The sequence below is a fragment of the Cellulomonas sp. H30R-01 genome (assembly GCF_010119915.1).
Classification (GTDB): Bacteria; Actinomycetota; Actinomycetes; order Actinomycetales; family Cellulomonadaceae; genus Cellulomonas; species Cellulomonas algicola.
Genome location: NZ_CP048210.1, coordinates 1,569,989 through 1,586,363, shown reverse-complemented (window position 1 = coordinate 1,586,363; position 16,375 = coordinate 1,569,989). Strand labels below are relative to the sequence as shown.

Here is a 16,375-nt window from a genome sequence, read left to right as displayed (position 1 = left end):
ACGTGAGCGAGTCCTACCGCCCGCCCGCAGGGGAGCCGACGCGGCCGCTGCCGCCCTACCGCGCCGTCGGGCCGCAGGCGGGGCCGCCCGGTGCGCCGGGTCAGCCCGTGTACTCGCCGATCCCGTCGCAGAGCCCCGTGCCGGGCGGCCCGGTGCCGCTCGCCGGTGCGGGTGCCCCGCCGCCGTCCGGGGCGCCTGTCCCCGTGCAGCCGCCCCGGCCGGTCGCGGTGGGTGCTCCCGGGGCCGCCTACCAGCATGGACCCGTGCAGCCCGAGTTCGCGACGCCCGGCGCGGGCGTGCCTGCCCCCGGAGGTCCCGCCGCCGCGGGGGTCGCCGGTCTGGGCGGTCGCACGTTCGTGCCGCAGCCCGCAGCGCCCCCCGCCGGCGCTCTCCCCGGAGCGCCGGGGCACGTGCCCACCGCACCGCCCGCGCCCGCGGCCCCCGCCCTGACGAAGCCCCCTGCCGGCGACGGCCTCCCGCGTGCCGCGCGGGACCGGTCGGCGCGGTCGGGCGTCGGCCAGGACCGGCACGAGGACGACATCCTCATCGACGACGTGCTCGGCCAGATGGTCAAGCTCGGCGCGTCCGACGTGCACTTCACGACGGGCGCCCCGCCGACCGTGCGCGTGGCGGGCTCGCTGCGACCCATGGACGGTTACGCGCCCCTCATGCCGGAGCCGTTGCGCCGCGTCATCTACTCGATCCTCACGCAGAAGCAGCGCGAGACGTTCGAGGCGAACCTCGAGCTCGACTTCTCGTACGCGGTGCGCGGCCTCGCCCGGTTCCGCGTGAACATCTACCAGCAGCGCGAGTCCATCGGTGCGGCCTTCCGCGTGATCCCCTACGAGATCAAGCCGCTCGAGGACCTCGGCGTCCCGGCCGTCGTGGGCACGTTCGCGGGACTGCCGCGCGGTCTGGTGCTCGTCACGGGCCCGACCGGCTCGGGCAAGTCGACGACGCTCGCCGCGATCATCGACCTCGCGAACCGCACGCGCGAGGACCACATCATGACCGTCGAGGACCCGATCGAGTTCCTCCACCGGCACAAGAAGTCGCTCATCAACCAGCGCGAGGTCGGCGAGGACACGCACTCGTTCGCGAACGCCCTCAAGCACGTGCTGCGGCAGGACCCCGACATCATCCTGGTCGGCGAGATGCGCGACCTCGAGACCATCTCGGTCGCGCTCACCGCGGCCGAGACCGGTCACCTCGTCTTCGCGACGCTGCACACGCAGGACGCCGCCCAGACGATCGACCGCATCATCGACGTCTTCCCGTCGCACCAGCAGGCGCAGGTCCGCACGCAGCTCGCGGGCGCGATCCAGGGCGTCGTCTGCCAGACGCTGTGCAAGCGGTCCGACGCCCCCGGGCGTGCCGTCGCGACCGAGGTCATGGTCGCGACGCCCGCCATCCGCAACCTCATCCGTGAGGGCAAGACCCACCAGATCTACTCGGCCATGCAGGCCGGGGCGAAGCAGGGGATGCACACCTTGGACCAGCACCTCGCCGACCTCGTGAAGACCGGCAAGATCAGCTACGAGCTCGGGCTCGAGAAGTGCCACCACGTCGAGGACTACAACCGGCTCACCGGCCGGTTCTCGGGTGCCTCGCAGGGGTCCGTGGGTCTCGGTGACGAGGCCACGATGGGCACCGGCTCGTACGGGCAGGCCTTCTGATGGCCGCCACGAAGACGTACGAGTACGCGGTCCGGGACAAGTCCGGGAAGATCGTCAAGGGCCGCGTCGAGGCCAACAACCAGGCGGCGGTCGCCAACCGGCTCCGCGAGATGGGCCTCGCGGCCGTCTCGATCTCCGAGGTGTCGACCTCGGGCCTCAACACCGAGATCAACATCCCCGGCTTCGGCGGCAACAAGATCTCGCTCAAGGACCTCGCGGTCATGGCGCGTCAGCTCGCGACGATGATCGACTCCGGCCTGTCGCTGCTGCGGGCGCTCGCGATCCTCGCGGAGCAGACCGAGTCGAAGCCGCTCGCGAAGGTGCTCGGCCAGGTGCGCAACGACGTCGAGGTCGGCGTCGCGTTCTCCACGGCGCTCGGCAAGCACCCCGACGTGTTCCCGCCGCTCATGATCAACATGGTCAAGGCGGGCGAGGTCGGCGGCTTCCTGGACCAGACGCTGCTGTCGGTCGCGAACAACTTCGAGGCCGAGGTCAAGCTGCGCGGCAAGATCAAGTCGGCGATGACCTACCCCGTCGTCGTCTTCATCGTCGCGATCCTCGCCACGACAGGCATGCTGCTGTTCATCGTGCCGGTCTTCGCCGGCATGTTCTCGTCGCTCGGCGGCACGCTGCCGCTGCCGACCCGGATCCTCATGTTCCTGTCGCAGGCGCTGAAGATCACGATCATCCCGACCATCCTCGGGCTCGGGATCTTCGCGTTCTGGTGGGGAAAGCACAAGAACGACCGCGGGATCCGGGAACGGGTCGACCCGTGGAAGCTCAAGGTGCCCGTTTTCGGGCAGCTCTTCCGGAAGATCGCGATCTCCCGGTTCACCCGGAACTTCGGCACGATGATCCACGCCGGTGTCCCGCTGCTGCAGGCGCTCGACATCGTGGGGGAGACGAGCGGCAACCTCGTCATCGAACGCGCCGCGAAGGCCGTGCAGGAGTCCGTGCGCCGCGGTGAGTCGCTCGCCGGTCCGCTCTCCCAGCACCCCGTCTTCCCGCCCATGGTCGTGCAGATGATGGCGGTCGGTGAGGACACCGGTGCGCTGGACACGATGCTCGCCAAGGTCTCCGACTTCTACGACCAGGAGGTCGAGTCGACGACCGAGCAGCTCACGAGCCTGATCGAGCCGATCATGATCGTCGTCATCGGGGCAATCGTCGGGTCGATGGTGATCGCGATGTACATGCCGATCTTCGGGATCTTCAACCTCATCGAATGACGAATGCTCCGAGCGAGTGAGTTCTGGGACTTCTCGGAACTTCGGCTCAAGCCCCCACCGAACACCGCCGATGTCCGGGGTGCACGACTGAACCGGCGGTCGCCGGACTGAAGTTGAACACCGACACCATCAACGTGACACAGGGAGCAGCAGTGATCGCTCGCATCCGCAAGTCCATCGAGGAGAAGGACAAGGGCTTCACCCTTATCGAGCTCCTCGTCGTCATGATCATCATCGGCATCCTCGCCGCGATCGCCATCCCGGTCTTCCTCAACCAGCGGAAGAAGGCGAACGACACGGCCGCCACGTCGGACGTCTCGACGCTCGGCAAGGAGATCGCCACCTACTACGTCGACGCGACGACGGCCCTCACCGCCGCCCAGGTCGCTCGCTCGAGCGCCACGCCGGCGCGGTACACCGTGAACGGCGTCGACGTCGGCAAGGCCTCGTCGAACATCACCGCCGTCACGTTCGTGCCCGGCACGACGTCGACCATCCAGGACGCCGCGTCCACGTGGTGCGTCGACGTCACCTACTCGGGCGGCACCCAGAGCCGTGCGAAGTACTCGGCCCAGGACGGCCTCGTCAAGGGCGCTGCCTGCTGACGTTGCAGTCCTGATGGGGCGGGAGCACGCGCTCCCGCCCCATCTGCCGTCCGGCCCGATCCCCTCCCGCACGTGGTGACTCCCCGAAAGGGTCTCGAGATGCCGCACCCCCAGCCCGCGTCCGACCCCCAGCGCGTCGACGCGGGCTTCTCGCTGATCGAGCTCGTCGTCGCGATGGTGATCCTCGGGACGATGAGCCTCGCGATCATCGGCGTCGTCCTGCAGAGCCAGGCGCAGAGCGTCGTCAACCGCAACCGTGTCGCCGCGGCGAACCTCGCCGCGCGCGAGATCGACATCGTGCGGGACGAGTTCGCGCGCAGCGCGACCGCGCCGATGACCGTCGCCAACGCCGGGACGGTCGTCAACCCCCACAACCTCCCCGGCCAGACCGCGGGCTCGCCGCTCGTCGTCGACGGGGTGTCGTACACCGTGCGTCGCGACGTCGCGTGGTCCGTCGTCGGCAACGGGCAGTCCGCGTGCAACGGCGGCAGCGTGGTGACGTACCCCACGCTGCGCGTGACGGTGAGCGTGACGTGGCCGCGCATGGGCTCGGTCAAGGCGGTGACGTCGAGCACGCAGCTCGCGCCGCGCAAGGACGACGGCGTGCAGGGCAACGCCGCGTTCGTCGCGGTCCGCGTCTCGACCGCCGCCGGCACGCCGAACCCCGGTCGGTCGGTGAGCGTGTCCTCCGGCAGCGAGACCCGCAGCGCCGTCACGGACGCCTCGGGGTGCGCCGTCGTCCAGGTCAACCCGGCAGCGGGCACGGGCACCGAGTACACCGCGCGGGTCGTCGACCCCGGGTACGTGGACGTGTCCCGCACCACGAGCCCCGCCAAGACGGTCGGTTTCGTCCAGCGTGGCCGCCTCAACAACGGCGTCCAGTTCACGTACGACCAGGCCGCGACGATGAAGCTGCGATTCGTCGACCCCGTGACGGGCGCACCCAAGACCGACGCGGACGTCCTCGGGAACGTGGTGACGCTCGTCGCGTCGGAGTTCGCTGGGTCGAGCGGCGCCTGGAACGTGCCGATCACGGCGGCGACCATGGACGTGACCGGCCTGTGGCCGACGACCTACGGCGTGTACTTCGGCACCACGGCGCCGGGCGGCGGCTACCCGACGACGGCAGTCCAGCCCGGCTCGACGGTCACGGTCGACGTCCCGCTTCCGGCGGTGACGCCGTGATGCGGGTGTCGCAGCGGCGCGACGACGGCCAGTCGCTGCCGGAGCTGCTCGTCAGCATGATGATCCTCGGGATGATCATCGCGGCGGTGGCGACCCTCGCGATCGGGTTCCAGCGCACGGCCGTGCAGAACATCACGCGGCAGGACCAGGTCGACGTGGCGCGCGCGTCGGTCGACCGGCTCAGCAAGACGCTGCGGACCGCCGTGAAGCCCAACAAGCTGTCGAGCTGCACCACCACCGCGTGCGACATCGACGCGTTCGTCATCGCGAACACCTACTCCATGCAGTTCTACGCCAACCTCGACAACTCGTCGGGGGCTGTGCGTGGGCCGAGCCGGATCTCCTACTCGGTCGCGACCAGCGGGCCCGACGCGGGCGTGCTGGTCGAGAAGGTGCAACGCCCGGACACCGCAACCCCGGCGGCGGGCGCCGGATTCACCTACTGCAACGCGGAGGCGTCCGGTGCGACGGCGGCGTGCCGCAGCCGACTGCAGGTCCGACGCCTCGCCACCGACGTCCGCACGTCCGGCGGCACGCCGCTGTTCCAGTACTACCGCGACGACGGCAGCGCGATGACGGTGCCGAGCAGCGGGTTGACGGCGGCGGACATGGGCGAGGTCCTCTCGGTCGAGGTCACGCTGCGGGTCCGCGACAACGCCCAGACGAGCACCGGCACCACCACGTACATCCAGCGCATCCTCCTGCCCAACTCACTGGCCGTCCTCCGGCCGGAATCGGACACGCCGTGATCCTGCGTCGACTGAGGAGCTCCGAGGACGACCGGGGCGCCGCCCTGGTGATCGTCGTCGGCTCCATGCTCGTGCTCGCGATGCTCGCGTTCGCCGCGCTCTCGTTCACCGTCTCGAGCCAGCGGTTCTCGCGTCTGACCCAGGACTACACCGGGGCCATGGCCGCCGCGCAGTCGGGTGTGGACGACTTCATCAGCCGCCTCAACCGGGACAGCTCGTACGGTCGCACGGTCGACTGCGGGAACGCCGCCTGGCGTGGTCCCGTCACGACGACCAACTCCTGCGGCTGGAGCTCGACCACACCGGTCGGCTGGCAGCCGGTCGTCTCGGGCGCGACCGGTCCCAAGGACCCGGTGTTCCACTACCTCGTCGGGGCCTACAACGGCAGCACGGGGACCTACCTGCTCACGGTGACCGGTCGCGTGGGCGACTCCTACCGCACCATCGAGACCGCGGTCGGCCGCGGCGCCTCGACCGACTACGTCTACTACACCGACTTCGAGTCGGCGGACCCCGCCAACATCCAGGCCTACAACAAGACGGACTACCCGAGCGGTGTCCCGTCGGACGTCTGCGGCCGGAGCGGCAACACGCTCGCGAAGTACTGGTACAACGGGCGGTCCGCGTACAACGCGGCGAACAACCCGGACTGCATGGAGATCACGTTCATCGGCGGCGACCGCCTGGACGGCGAGGTGTTCACCAACGACACGATCCTCGGCACGGCGCGCGGCGGTCTCAAGCCGGTGTTCCTCGAGCAGGTGTACACCGCGGACACGCGCTGCAAGAACGCCGGCACGACGAACTCGTCGTGGGAGAGCTACTGCCTGCGCAGCGGCTCGGTGGCCGACTTCAGCGGCAAGAAGCCGAAGTACGACGACCCGCTCTACCTCCCGGACAACTCGGGGGAGTTCGCGACGCACCCGGGGTGCCACTACTTCGGGTCGACGCGCATCATCTTCGAGAAGGGCGCGACCGCGACGAGCCCCGGCAAGATGCGCGTCTGGAACAAGACGAGCGTCAACAACAACCGGGCCCCCGTCGCGATCCGGCTGCCCGGCACGGCGTCGGACCCGAACTGCGGCTCGACCTCCGACCTGAACTCGACGGCCGGTGCGCTCGTCGACGTCCCCAACGAGATGGTCGTGTACGTCGCCGCGTCGGGCGGCGCGTCGCGCCAGTGCTACGCGGGCGAGATCGGCGGGACCAGCGGCAAGACGCTGCCGCTCGGCGACTTCTCCGCCGCGAAGACGAACCCCACGTCGAGCATCACCAGCTACAAGGCCGACACCAACATGCTCGAGTCGACCAAGTACTGCGGCGAGGGCAACCTCTACGTGGAGGGCGTGCTCCAGGGCCGGGTGACGGTCGCTGCGGCGCAGTCCGTGGTCGTCACCGGCGACCTCGTGCTCGCGGGCGGGCTCTCGAACAACGACCGCGACATGCTCGGGCTGGTCGCCACCAACGCGGTCGAGGTCTTCCACCCGCGCGTCGGCGACATCAAGTCGGTGACCCGGTGCGTGGCCTACCGGCCGAACGGCACGTGCCAGACGAACGGACTCGTCTGGAACACCGACGCCCCCGAGAACGTCGGCGAGGTGTCGGGCTGGCCGAACCGGTACGTGGACCCCGGCACCGGGGTGAAGACGCCGGCGGACGGCGTGCAGATCGCCGGGTCGATCCAGACGCTGCTGCACTCGTTCCTCGTCCAGAAGTACGACGTCGGCGGGGACGCGGGCACGCTGCTCGTGAACGGGTCGATCGCGCAGCGGTGGCGCGGCATCGTCGGCAAGGGGAACGAGGGCTACACGAAGCTCTACCAGTACGACACCCGGCTCCAGTACTCGCGGCCCCCGTTCTTCCCCGAGTGGGCGAACGCCGAGTGGACCATGCGCTACAGCGGCGAGATCCCCACGCCGCAGAACCTGCGTCAGTGACGGTGGGTCGCCGGGAGCGCATGAGAACCGGATGAGATCTCGGTCGGCACGCGACGTCGCGCTCAAGTCCGCGACGTCGCGTGCCGTTGAGGGGGACGGGACGGTCGCTGCACTGTGCGGTCGTCCGGTGCACCACCGGGAGGAACCATCCGCACGCACCATCGCGCTCTGCTCAGGGATCGGGCAGCCCGCGCCGAGGGGTTCACGCTCATCGAGGTGATCGTGGCGATGTTCATCACGCTCACCGTGATGGCGTCGCTGCTCGCCCTGCTGGTCTCGAGCTTCGGCACCATCGCGCAGGCCAAGCAGCGGCAGACCGCGACCTCGCTCGCGACGCAGGCGCTCGAGCGGCTCCGTGCCCTGCCCTACGACACCGTCACGCAGCCCGACGGCTCCGCCATGTCGTCCGGCCTCGAGTTCGTCACCACGACGGGCGGGGTCACGTCGTTCCGCCCGACCGGTGTGATCCCGGGCTTCGACGAGCCGCTCGTGGTCAACCGCCCGGGCAACGGCTGGTCGGGGTCCGGGCAGGTCGAGCAGCAGACCGTCGGCAACGTGACCTACAAGGTCGCGACGTACGTGACGAGAGCACCGCTCACCGGGGCCGGGCAGCAGTCCTTCACCGCGACCGCGATCGTCACCTGGTCGAGCTCGGTCTCGAAGGGCACGCGACGCGTCGCCGAGCAGTCCGTGCTGTACTCGCCCGCCGGCTGCCTCTCCACGGCGCAGAGCCCGTTCGCCGCACCGTGCCAGTCGTACTTCACCGCGCAGTCGGGCCAGGTCCTGGCCGGGATCACCATCACCAACCCGGACGACTCGACGCAGCCCGTCGAGGGCTTCGGCGGGACGAAGCTCGAGCTGAACCTCCCGAGCAGCGCCGCGACCCTCCTCGTCGAGCAGACCGCGTCCGCGAACGCCGACGCGCAGACGGCCGGGGCGTCGCGCGTCGACGGGACGACCACCGATCAGGCCGGCGCCAGCGCCGCCGCCTCGGTGGACTCCGACCCGTCGTCGACACCCGGGCAGGCCGCCACGGCCACGACGCCCGGCTACACCAGCAGCGGGCTCGACCTCACCGGCCCCGCCGGCAGGCTGACGTCGACCGCCGCACCCGGCAGCAGCGGGGCCGCGTCCGCCGCGATCGCGGCCGGCGCGTCGCACTGCACCGGCACCTCCGGGACGGGCCTCGTGACGGGGGCGTCGTCCGCCCTGCGGCCGTGCGCGTCCTCGAGCCTCACGCCCGGCGCCCAGTCCTCCACGCTCACCTACGCGCCGTGGTGGTCGGCGGGCTCGGCCGTCACGGTGGCCACCGTCGGCGGTTCCACGACGGCGGGCCGCTCGGTCGCTGCGCAGCTGACCGCGACCAACACCGAGGCGTGCACCGCAGGGACGGGCCCGGGGCAGACCGGGTGCGCGTACGGCGCGTCCACCCGCCGCCTGGGCGACGTCGTCCTCGGCTCCGCGACCGGCGCGAGCGGCGCGCCCGCCGGGTTCGGGACCGGGCTGGTCCGCGTGACCGGCCTGACCGAGTCCGCCCGCGCGGAGGAGGGGCAGGGGGCGCGGACGCCCGCGTACACGCGCACCGGGACCCTCGAGGTCTGGACCGGCACCGCCTACACGACCGTCGACCTGGCCGGCTTCGCGACACCGCCGTCGGGCAGCGTCCCCGCCGGGCAGACGTGGGTCGTCCCGCCGACGACCCTCGCCTACCCCGCGGCGTTCGGCGACGTCACCCTCACCTACGAGGGTCAGGTGAGCGTCCAGCGGCCGGCCGTCGAGCGCACCCAGACGGGCGCCACCCGCAGCGGCAACCTCGTCACCGACTGCAAGACGAAGGCGTGCGTCACGCGCGTCAACGGCGGCGGGGCGGTCACGAGCGTCCTCACGGTGACCGTCCAGCGCGGGGGCGTGCAGGTCGCCCGGTTCGGCATCTCCACGACGCTCGGCGGGCTCGTCGCGCAGTCGACGTACAAGGTGGCCGCGAATGCGTGACGCCCTGCGCCGGCTGCGCGCCCGCCACCCGCGCGACACCGGCATGACGCTGACCGAGATGCTCGTCTCGATGCTCGTCTTCGGCATCGCGATGGTCATGGTCACGTCGGCGACGATCGTCGTCATGCGCAGCGCGGGCGACGCGCAGTCGCAGGCGCAGACCGTCACCGAGCTGCGCTCCGCGGTCGCCGTCATCGACCGGCAGGTCCGCTCGGGCAACGTCCTGTTCAGCCCCGCCAACGAGCCCGGCATGCTCGCGTCGTGCCAGGCCGTCGGGACGAACGCCGGCACGTGCATGCGCATCTTCACGCAGGCCAACGGCGACGAGAAGTGCGTGCAGTGGCAGGTCCTCGACGACGGCTCGGGGGAGGGGCTCGCGATCCTGCGCATGCGGTCCTGGGAGATCGACTGGCAGACCGGGGGAGCCGTGTCGTCCTGGGCGGTCGCCGCCCGCGACCTGCGCCTGTCGACGACCGCACCGCCGTTCACCCTGCTCGGCGCGTCGACGCCCTACAAGGAGCGCGCGCTGCAGCTGCACGTCATCGGCGTCGACGGACGCAACGGCAAGGACGTCGTCGTCGACACGACCCTCACGGGTCGCAACACCAGCTACGGGTACGACGCCGGGCAGTGCACACCCGTGCCGCCGGCCTGAGGGGAGATCCAGTGCTCGCTCGACGTCTGCCGCACCCGCCCGCACGCTGGCGGGACGACGACGGCATCGCGATCGTGGCGGCCGTCGCCGTCGCGATGGTCGTCGGCATGCTCGCGCTCACCATCGTGAGCGTCGCCGTGTACGAGTCGCGCGCCACGGGCCGGGACCGCGCACGCTCCGTCGCGGTCGCCGCCGCCGAGGCACGGGTCGACCGCCTCACCGCGACGATCCAGTCGACCGCGCCCGGCACCCTGCCGTGCGGCACGCTCACCGACGCGCTCACCGTCGCGGCCGACTCCGTCGACCGGACCGCGACCGTGACCTACTACGACGCGACCGGCGCGGTCGTCCCGTGCGCAGCCCTCGCGACCACGCGGCTCGCGCAGGCGTCCATCACCACGACCGCGGACACCGGCCCGATCGTCGGGACGCAGCCCGCGGAGCGGACCGTCGAGACCCTCGTCCGGCTCACGCCGTCGTTCGGCAACGACCTCGACAAGGCGATCTTCGGCAACGCGGGCGTCCGGCTCGCGAACCAGGCCAACATCTACGGGCAGGACGGCCAGCCCGACGCGGACGTCTACACCAACGGCGACGTGACGTGCTCCAACAACCAGCACTTCTACGGCTCCCTGTACGCGCAGGGGCAGGTCCGCCTCGAGAACACCTGCACCGTCGAGGTCGACGTGCACGCCCGCACCGGCATCACCGCGACGAACCCGGGCGTGACGATCAACGGCCGCGCCCTGGTCTCCAACGGCAGCATCTCGCTCGGCCCGGCGCGGCTCGGGCAGCAGGCCCGGGCGTCCGGCACCGTGACCGGCAACGTCTGCAGCACGGCCGGCAAGTGCGTCGGCGGGCAGACGGTCCCCGCACCGGCGAGCGCGACCTTCCCGATCATCACCTGGAACGCGACCGCGCAGTCCGAGTGGGCCGCGAACGGCTACGCCACGGTCGTGACGTTCCCCCGCACCGGCTTCCCGTGCGGCTGGTACAACGGTCCGAACCTCGTCGGGCGCGACGGCCAGTCGAAGAGCCTCAACGGCAAGGCCGACGGCGTCGGCGCCTGGATGTACGCGAACTCGTGGAAGCTCACGGGCCCCACCGTCCTCGTGTCGACCTGCTCCGACAAGGTCACGCTGCAGGGCGTCGACATCGCGCTCAACCAGAACCTCGCGCTCTTCGCCAAGGCCGGCGTCACGTTCTCCAACCAGACGAACATCGTCTCGACCACGGGCGAGCAGCGGAACCTCTACCTGATCCAGCCGTACGACGCGGTCACCAACCCCGGTTCGTGCGGCGACGGCATCGCGCTCGACAACCAGGTCAGCGTGCAGAACACCGTCGACGTCCTCATGTACTCGCCCTGCAGCATCCGCAAGGCCAACAACACCGAGCACTACGGCCAGATCTACGCGGGCGGCACGGCTACCATCGACAACCGCCTCGAGATGTACTACCAGCCGCTGCCCGTCTGGGGCGTGCAGTCGGCCACGACCGCCGTCGAGTACTACAACCTCGAGATCCTGTACAAGCGTGAGAACGCCTGACCCCGGAGCCCACGCATGACGTCCGCCGAGGTCCAGGTGCTCTCCACCGCGCTGCCCGTCGTCGTCGGCCTCCTCGGGCTGCTCGTCGGCTCGTTCCTCAACGTCGTCGTCTGGCGGGTGCCGCGCGGCGAGTCGGTCGTGCACCCGCCCAGCGCGTGCCCGCGGTGCGGGCACGCGATCCGCGCCCGCGACAACGTGCCCGTCGTGTCGTGGCTCCTGCTGCGCGGCCGGTGCCGCGACTGCGGCGCCCCGATCTCCGCGCGCTACCCGGCCGTCGAGGCCGCGACGGGCGTGCTGTTCGCGCTCACCGCCTGGTTCGCCGGCCCGACGTGGATCCTGCCCGCGCTGCTCTACCTGGCCGCGATCAGCGTCGCGCTCACCCTCATCGACATCGACACCAAGCGCCTCCCCGACGCGATCGTCCTGCCGTCCTACCCGGTCGCCCTGGCCCTGCTCGCCCTCGCGAGCGCGAACCCCGGCGGCACGTCGGACTGGGGTGCGCTCGTGCGGGCGCTCGCGGGAGGCGCGATCCTCTTCGTCGTCTACCTCGTCACGGTGCTCGTCTACCCGGCCGGCATGGGGCTGGGCGACGTCAAGCTCGCCGGCGTGCTCGGCCTGTACCTCGGCTGGTTCGGGTGGGGCGCGCTGCTCGTCGGCTGGTTCGCGGCCTTCCTGCTCGGCGGCGTGTACGCGGTCGGGCTGCTCGTCGCGGGCCGCGCGGGCCGCAAGTCCGGCATCCCGTTCGGGCCCTGGATGCTCGCCGGTGCCGCGGTCGGCGTCGTCGTCGGCGAGTCGATCTGGGGTGCGTACCTCGGCGCCCTCTGACGAGGCACGCAGCGCAGACAACTGGTGCGCAGCGCTCAAGTCGGGAGGGGTCCCGGCCGATAGCAGGGTTGAATCGTCGCCCTTCCCGGAAGGACCCTCGTGGCCACCACACGTGTCATCGGGCTCGACATCGGTTCGTCCTGCGTCCGTGCCGCCGAGATCGAGTTCGGCAGCGGCGGCCCGACCGGGAAGAACCCGCCCACCCTCGTCCGCTTCGGACAGGTCCAGCTCCCGCTCGGTGCGGTGCGTGACGGCGAGGTCGTCCAGCCCGAGACCGTCTCGCAGGCGCTGCGGCAGCTGTGGGCGCAGGCCAAGTTCGAGTCCAAGGACGTCATCATCGGCGTCGGCAACCAGCGCGTCATCGTGCGCGAGCTCGACCTGCCCTGGATGCCGTTGCCCCAGATCAAGGCGTCGCTCCCGTACCAGGTGCACGAGATGCTCCCCATGTCGACGGACGACGCGCTGCTCGACTTCTTCCCGACGGCCGAGTACGACGGGCCGCAGGGTCGTGCCGTGCACGGCATGCTCGTCGCGGCGCAGCGCGACACGGTCACCGCGAACGTCCTCGCCGTCGAGGGCGCCGGTCTGCGGCCGCGCATGGTCGACCTCAACGCGTTCGCGCTGCACCGGGCCCTCGCCCGCGGTGAGCTCGCGCGTGCGACCGCCGCGTTCGTCGACATCGGCGCGACCATCACCACGGTCGTGATCTCGTCGCAGTCCACGCCCCGCCTCGTGCGTTCGCTGCCCACCGGCGGCCAGAACATCACGAACGCCGTGGCGAGCGCGATGGGCATCTCCGCCGCCGAGGCCGAGGGGGTCAAGCGCGAGGTCGGCGTGGGCTTCGCCGTCGGGCGTGAGCGCCAGGACGCGGCCGAGGCCGTCGGCTCGGTCGTGCGCACCCTCGTGGAGTCCGTGCGCAACACGTTCGTGTACTACGGCAGCAACAACAACGGTGCGGCCATCGACGTCATCGTCCTCACGGGCGGCGGCTCGCAGCTGCCGGGGCTCGGGCAGTACCTCTCGAGCGCGAGCCGCATCCCGGTCACGCTGGGCGACCCGCTGCTGGGCCTGCGTGCTGCCAAGTCGTTCTCGCGAGAGTCGCTCAACGGGCACGAGTCGTTCGTCGCCCTGCCCGTGGGCCTGGCCTACGGAGTCGCCGCATGAGCACCGTCCTGGAGAAGAAGCCGCGGACGAAGTCCGGCGGCGGCGGGACCGCCCTGAGCGGCACCCTCCCGCAGGTCAACCTGCTGCCGCCCGAGGTCCGCGCCGCCCGCGGTCTGCGCGCGACGAAGCGCTGGCTGCTCATCTCGCTGATCGTGACGTTCGCGCTGTGCGCGGGCGGGTTCGGGCTCGCGCTCATCTCCGGTGCGTCCGCCGCGACCGAGCTCGCCGAGGCGCAGACCGAGACCGAGCGCCTCCAGCTCGAGCAGCAGAAGTACGCCGAGGTGCCGCAGGTGCTGGGTGCGCTCGACCAGGCGACGACCGCGCGCTCCGTCGGCATGTCGACCGAGGTCGAGTGGAAGCAGTACGTCGACGCGATCACCGCGGTGCTGCCCGCGGGCGTCTACCTCGACACGTTCACGGTGACCGGCGCGACCCCGACCGTTCCGGCCGCTGCGCCGACCGACCCGTTGCAGGGTCCGTCCGTGGGCCAGATCCAGTTCACGGCGTACTCGAGGACCGTGCCCGACGTCGCGGCGCTCATCGACTCGCTCGCGAGCGTCCCCGGCTTCACCGACCCGTGGGCGACGTCGGCCGAGCTCACCGAGGAGGACGGCGTGTTCTACAACGTCATCGCCACGGTGCAGTTCACCGACACCGCGTACGCCCACCGCTTCGACGCGGTCCAGGAGGGAAGCTGACATGAGTGGTGCGAAGAAGAGCACCTGGATCGGCGGGACGGTCTTCATCGGTCTCGTCATGGCCGTCGCCGCGTGGTTCCTCGCGATCTCCCCGACGCTCGCCGCCGCGGCCGAGCTGCGGACGGAGGCGCAGCAGACGCGCGAGCAGAACGACCTGCTGGACCTCCGCGTCAAGAAGCTCGCGGCGGACTTCGCGAAGCTCCCCGAGTACCGGGCCCAGCTCGACGCGCTCCGGACGCAGATCCCGGTCGAGGCGAACCTCGCGGCGTACATCCGCGAGCTCGACGCGATCGCCGTCGCGCACTCGGTCACGCTGGTCGGGGTGTCCCCGAGCACGGCCCAGGCCGTCGTCGTCGCGCCGCCCGCCGCCGCGCCCGCCGCGGAGACCCCGGCCGGCGAGGTGCCCGCCGAGGGCTCGACCGAGGCGACCGGTGCGACCGACGGCACGGGCGCGACGGCCGCCCCCGAGCAGGCCGCAGGCGCGCCCGCCGGGTTCGCGGCGATCCCGTTCTCGATCACCGCGCTCGGCACGTACGACAACGTGATCGCGTTCCTGTCGGACATCCAGAACGCGACGCCGCGCCTGTTCCTGGTGACCGGCCTGGTCGGCACGGCGCAGGACCAGGCGGACGCGGGGGCCGGTCGTCCGGCGACCGCGCCCGGTGACCTGGAGCTCATCATCTCGGGCCAGACGTACGTGCTCCCCGACGCCCTGGCGGTGCCCCCGACCGAGGAGGCCGCGCCGCCCGCGCTGCCCGGTGCGGTCCCCGGCAAGAACCCGCTGCTGCCCATCCCGGGCCAGTAGGTCCGAGTCGCACGACCGGAAGGGCCGGGCCCGCCCAGGAGGCGGACCCGGCCCTTCTGCGTGCACCCGTCGTGGGAGGATGCGGCCCATGCTGCGCTGGTTGACGTCAGGTGAGTCGCACGGTCCCGCCCTGGTCGGGATCCTCGAGGGACTGCCGGCCGACGTGGAGGTCCGTTCGTCCGACGTGCAGGCGGCGCTCGCGCGCCGGCGGCTCGGGTACGGCCGCGGCGCGCGCATGAAGTTCGAGCAGGACGACGTGCGGCTCCTCGCGGGCGTGCGGCACGGTCGCACCCAGGGCGGTCCGGTCGCGATCGAGATCGGCAACACCGAGTGGCCCAAGTGGCAGGAGGTCATGGCGGCCGACCCGGTCGACGACCCGGCCGTCCTCAACCGGGCCCGCAACGCCCCGCTCACGCGCCCGCGCCCGGGCCACGCCGACCTGGTCGGGATGCGGAAGTACGCCTTCGACGACGCCCGGCCCGTGCTCGAGCGCGCGAGCGCGCGCGAGACCGCCACGCGCGTCGCGCTCGGCACCGTCGCGGCGTCGTTCCTCGAGCAGGCGGCGGGCGTCCGGCTCGTGTCGCACGTCGTCGGCATCGGCCCCGTCGCCGTGCCGGAGGACGCGCCCGCGCCCACGCCCGACGACGTCGCCGCGCTCGACGCCGACCCGGTGCGCTGCTTCGACGCCGCCACGTCGGCCGCGATGGTCGCCGAGATCGACGAGTGCCACAAGGACGGAGACACGCTCGGCGGCGTCGTCGAGGTGCTCGTCCACGGGCTGCCCGCAGGTCTCGGCTCCTACGTCCACGCCGACCGCCGGCTCGACGCCCGCCTCGCGGGCGCGCTGATGGGGATCCAGGCGATCAAGGGTGTCGAGGTCGGCGACGGCTTCCGCACCGCGACGCGCCGCGGGTCGGTCGCGCACGACGAGATCGAGCGCGACGACACGGGCCGCATCGTCCGCCGCACCAACCGCGCGGGTGGCCTCGAGGGCGGCATGACCAACGGCGAGGTGCTGCGGGTCCGGGCGGCCATGAAGCCGATCTCGACGGTGCCGCGTGCCCTCGACACCGTCGACACCGCGACCGGGGAGCCCGCGAAGGCCCAGCACCAGCGGTCGGACGTGTGCGCCGTGCCGCCCGCGGCCGTCGTCGCCGAGGCCATGGTCGCGCTCGTGGTCGCGGACGCGCTCCTGGAGAAGACCGGTGGCGACTCGGTCGCGGAGGTCCGCCGCAACCTCGCCGCCTACCTCGACGCGGTGCCCGAGCTCCTGCGCTGACCTCAAGGCGGGCGGACCGGCTGCCG

The 16,375-nt window shown here is 71.6% G+C and carries 14 protein-coding genes; all 14 read left to right on the top strand.

The genetic code is table 11. The features are described 5' to 3' along the window. Nucleotides 1-2: 2 nt before the first annotated feature. The 14 genes from GXP71_RS06960 to aroC all read left to right on the top strand — a co-directional run bounded on the left by GXP71_RS06960 (nt 3) and on the right by aroC (nt 16,349). On the top strand, nt 3-1,676 hold the full coding sequence (locus GXP71_RS06960) for a type IV pilus twitching motility protein PilT (RefSeq protein ID WP_162352063.1): 1,674 nt from the start codon (nt 3-5) through the stop codon (nt 1,674-1,676). Next, complete coding sequence (locus GXP71_RS06955; RefSeq protein WP_202924382.1) at nt 1,673-2,905, top strand: type II secretion system F family protein; 1,233 nt, start codon at nt 1,673-1,675, stop codon at nt 2,903-2,905. The genes GXP71_RS06960 and GXP71_RS06955 overlap by 4 nt, the downstream gene beginning before the upstream one ends. A gap of 152 nt (nt 2,906-3,057) precedes the next feature. Continuing rightward, entirely contained in the window at nt 3,058-3,510 is a 453-nt protein-coding gene (locus GXP71_RS06950; RefSeq protein WP_162352061.1) for a type II secretion system protein, read from the top strand. A 99-nt stretch (nt 3,511-3,609) separates the two neighbouring features. Then, entirely contained in the window at nt 3,610-4,695 is a 1,086-nt protein-coding gene (locus GXP71_RS06945) for a type II secretion system protein (protein WP_162352060.1), read from the top strand. Beyond that, nucleotides 4,695-5,444 carry a prepilin-type N-terminal cleavage/methylation domain-containing protein gene (locus GXP71_RS06940; RefSeq protein ID WP_162354244.1) on the top strand — a complete coding sequence of 250 codons (750 nt, stop codon included), beginning with the start codon at nt 4,695-4,697 and terminating at the stop codon, nt 5,442-5,444. Before GXP71_RS06945 ends, GXP71_RS06940 begins: the two co-directional genes overlap by 1 nt. Then, nucleotides 5,441-7,381 (top strand): hypothetical protein, encoded by a 1,941-nt coding sequence (locus GXP71_RS06935; protein WP_162352059.1) that lies wholly within the window; start codon nt 5,441-5,443, stop codon nt 7,379-7,381. The genes GXP71_RS06940 and GXP71_RS06935 overlap by 4 nt, the downstream gene beginning before the upstream one ends. Before the next feature lie 216 nt (nt 7,382-7,597). Further along, complete coding sequence (locus GXP71_RS06930) at nt 7,598-9,373, top strand: hypothetical protein (protein WP_162352058.1); 1,776 nt, start codon at nt 7,598-7,600, stop codon at nt 9,371-9,373. Next, complete coding sequence (locus GXP71_RS06925; RefSeq protein WP_162352057.1) at nt 9,366-10,028, top strand: type II secretion system protein J; 663 nt, start codon at nt 9,366-9,368, stop codon at nt 10,026-10,028. The genes GXP71_RS06930 and GXP71_RS06925 overlap by 8 nt, the downstream gene beginning before the upstream one ends. Nucleotides 10,029-10,039: 11 nt before the next feature. After that, complete coding sequence (locus GXP71_RS06920) at nt 10,040-11,578, top strand: hypothetical protein (protein WP_162352056.1); 1,539 nt, start codon at nt 10,040-10,042, stop codon at nt 11,576-11,578. 15 nt (nt 11,579-11,593) lie between these two features. Further along, complete coding sequence (locus GXP71_RS06915) at nt 11,594-12,403, top strand: A24 family peptidase (protein ID WP_162352055.1); 810 nt, start codon at nt 11,594-11,596, stop codon at nt 12,401-12,403. A gap of 99 nt (nt 12,404-12,502) precedes the next feature. Then, nucleotides 12,503-13,567 carry a type IV pilus assembly protein PilM gene (gene pilM / locus GXP71_RS06910; RefSeq protein ID WP_162352054.1) on the top strand — a complete coding sequence of 355 codons (1,065 nt, stop codon included), beginning with the start codon at nt 12,503-12,505 and terminating at the stop codon, nt 13,565-13,567. Continuing rightward, nucleotides 13,564-14,265, top strand: coding sequence for a PilN domain-containing protein (locus tag GXP71_RS06905; protein ID WP_162352053.1), 702 nt, complete (start codon nt 13,564-13,566; stop codon nt 14,263-14,265). Before pilM ends, GXP71_RS06905 begins: the two co-directional genes overlap by 4 nt. A gap of 1 nt (nt 14,266) precedes the next feature. Beyond that, nucleotides 14,267-15,070 (top strand): hypothetical protein, encoded by an 804-nt coding sequence (locus GXP71_RS06900; RefSeq protein ID WP_162352052.1) that lies wholly within the window; start codon nt 14,267-14,269, stop codon nt 15,068-15,070. Between the two features lie 88 nt (nt 15,071-15,158). Further along, nucleotides 15,159-16,349: a chorismate synthase gene (gene aroC / locus GXP71_RS06895; RefSeq protein WP_162352051.1), complete on the top strand. Its 1,191-nt coding sequence runs from the start codon at nt 15,159-15,161 to the stop codon at nt 16,347-16,349. Nucleotides 16,350-16,375 lie beyond the last annotated feature (26 nt).

Bases quoted from the DNA above. Each gene is read 5' to 3' on its own strand.
- GXP71_RS06945 (WP_162352060.1), top strand. From the start codon at position 3,610: ATGCCGCACCCCCAGCCCGCGTCCGACCCCCAGCGCGTCGACGCGGGC.
- GXP71_RS06940 (WP_162354244.1), top strand. From the start codon at position 4,695: ATGCGGGTGTCGCAGCGGCGCGACGACGGCCAGTCGCTGCCGGAGCTG.
- GXP71_RS06925 (WP_162352057.1), top strand. From the start codon at position 9,366: ATGCGTGACGCCCTGCGCCGGCTGCGCGCCCGCCACCCGCGCGACACC.
- GXP71_RS06915 (WP_162352055.1), top strand. From the start codon at position 11,594: ATGACGTCCGCCGAGGTCCAGGTGCTCTCCACCGCGCTGCCCGTCGTC.
- GXP71_RS06905 (WP_162352053.1), top strand. From the start codon at position 13,564: ATGAGCACCGTCCTGGAGAAGAAGCCGCGGACGAAGTCCGGCGGCGGC.
- GXP71_RS06900 (WP_162352052.1), top strand. From the start codon at position 14,267: ATGAGTGGTGCGAAGAAGAGCACCTGGATCGGCGGGACGGTCTTCATC.
- aroC (WP_162352051.1), top strand. From the start codon at position 15,159: ATGCTGCGCTGGTTGACGTCAGGTGAGTCGCACGGTCCCGCCCTGGTC.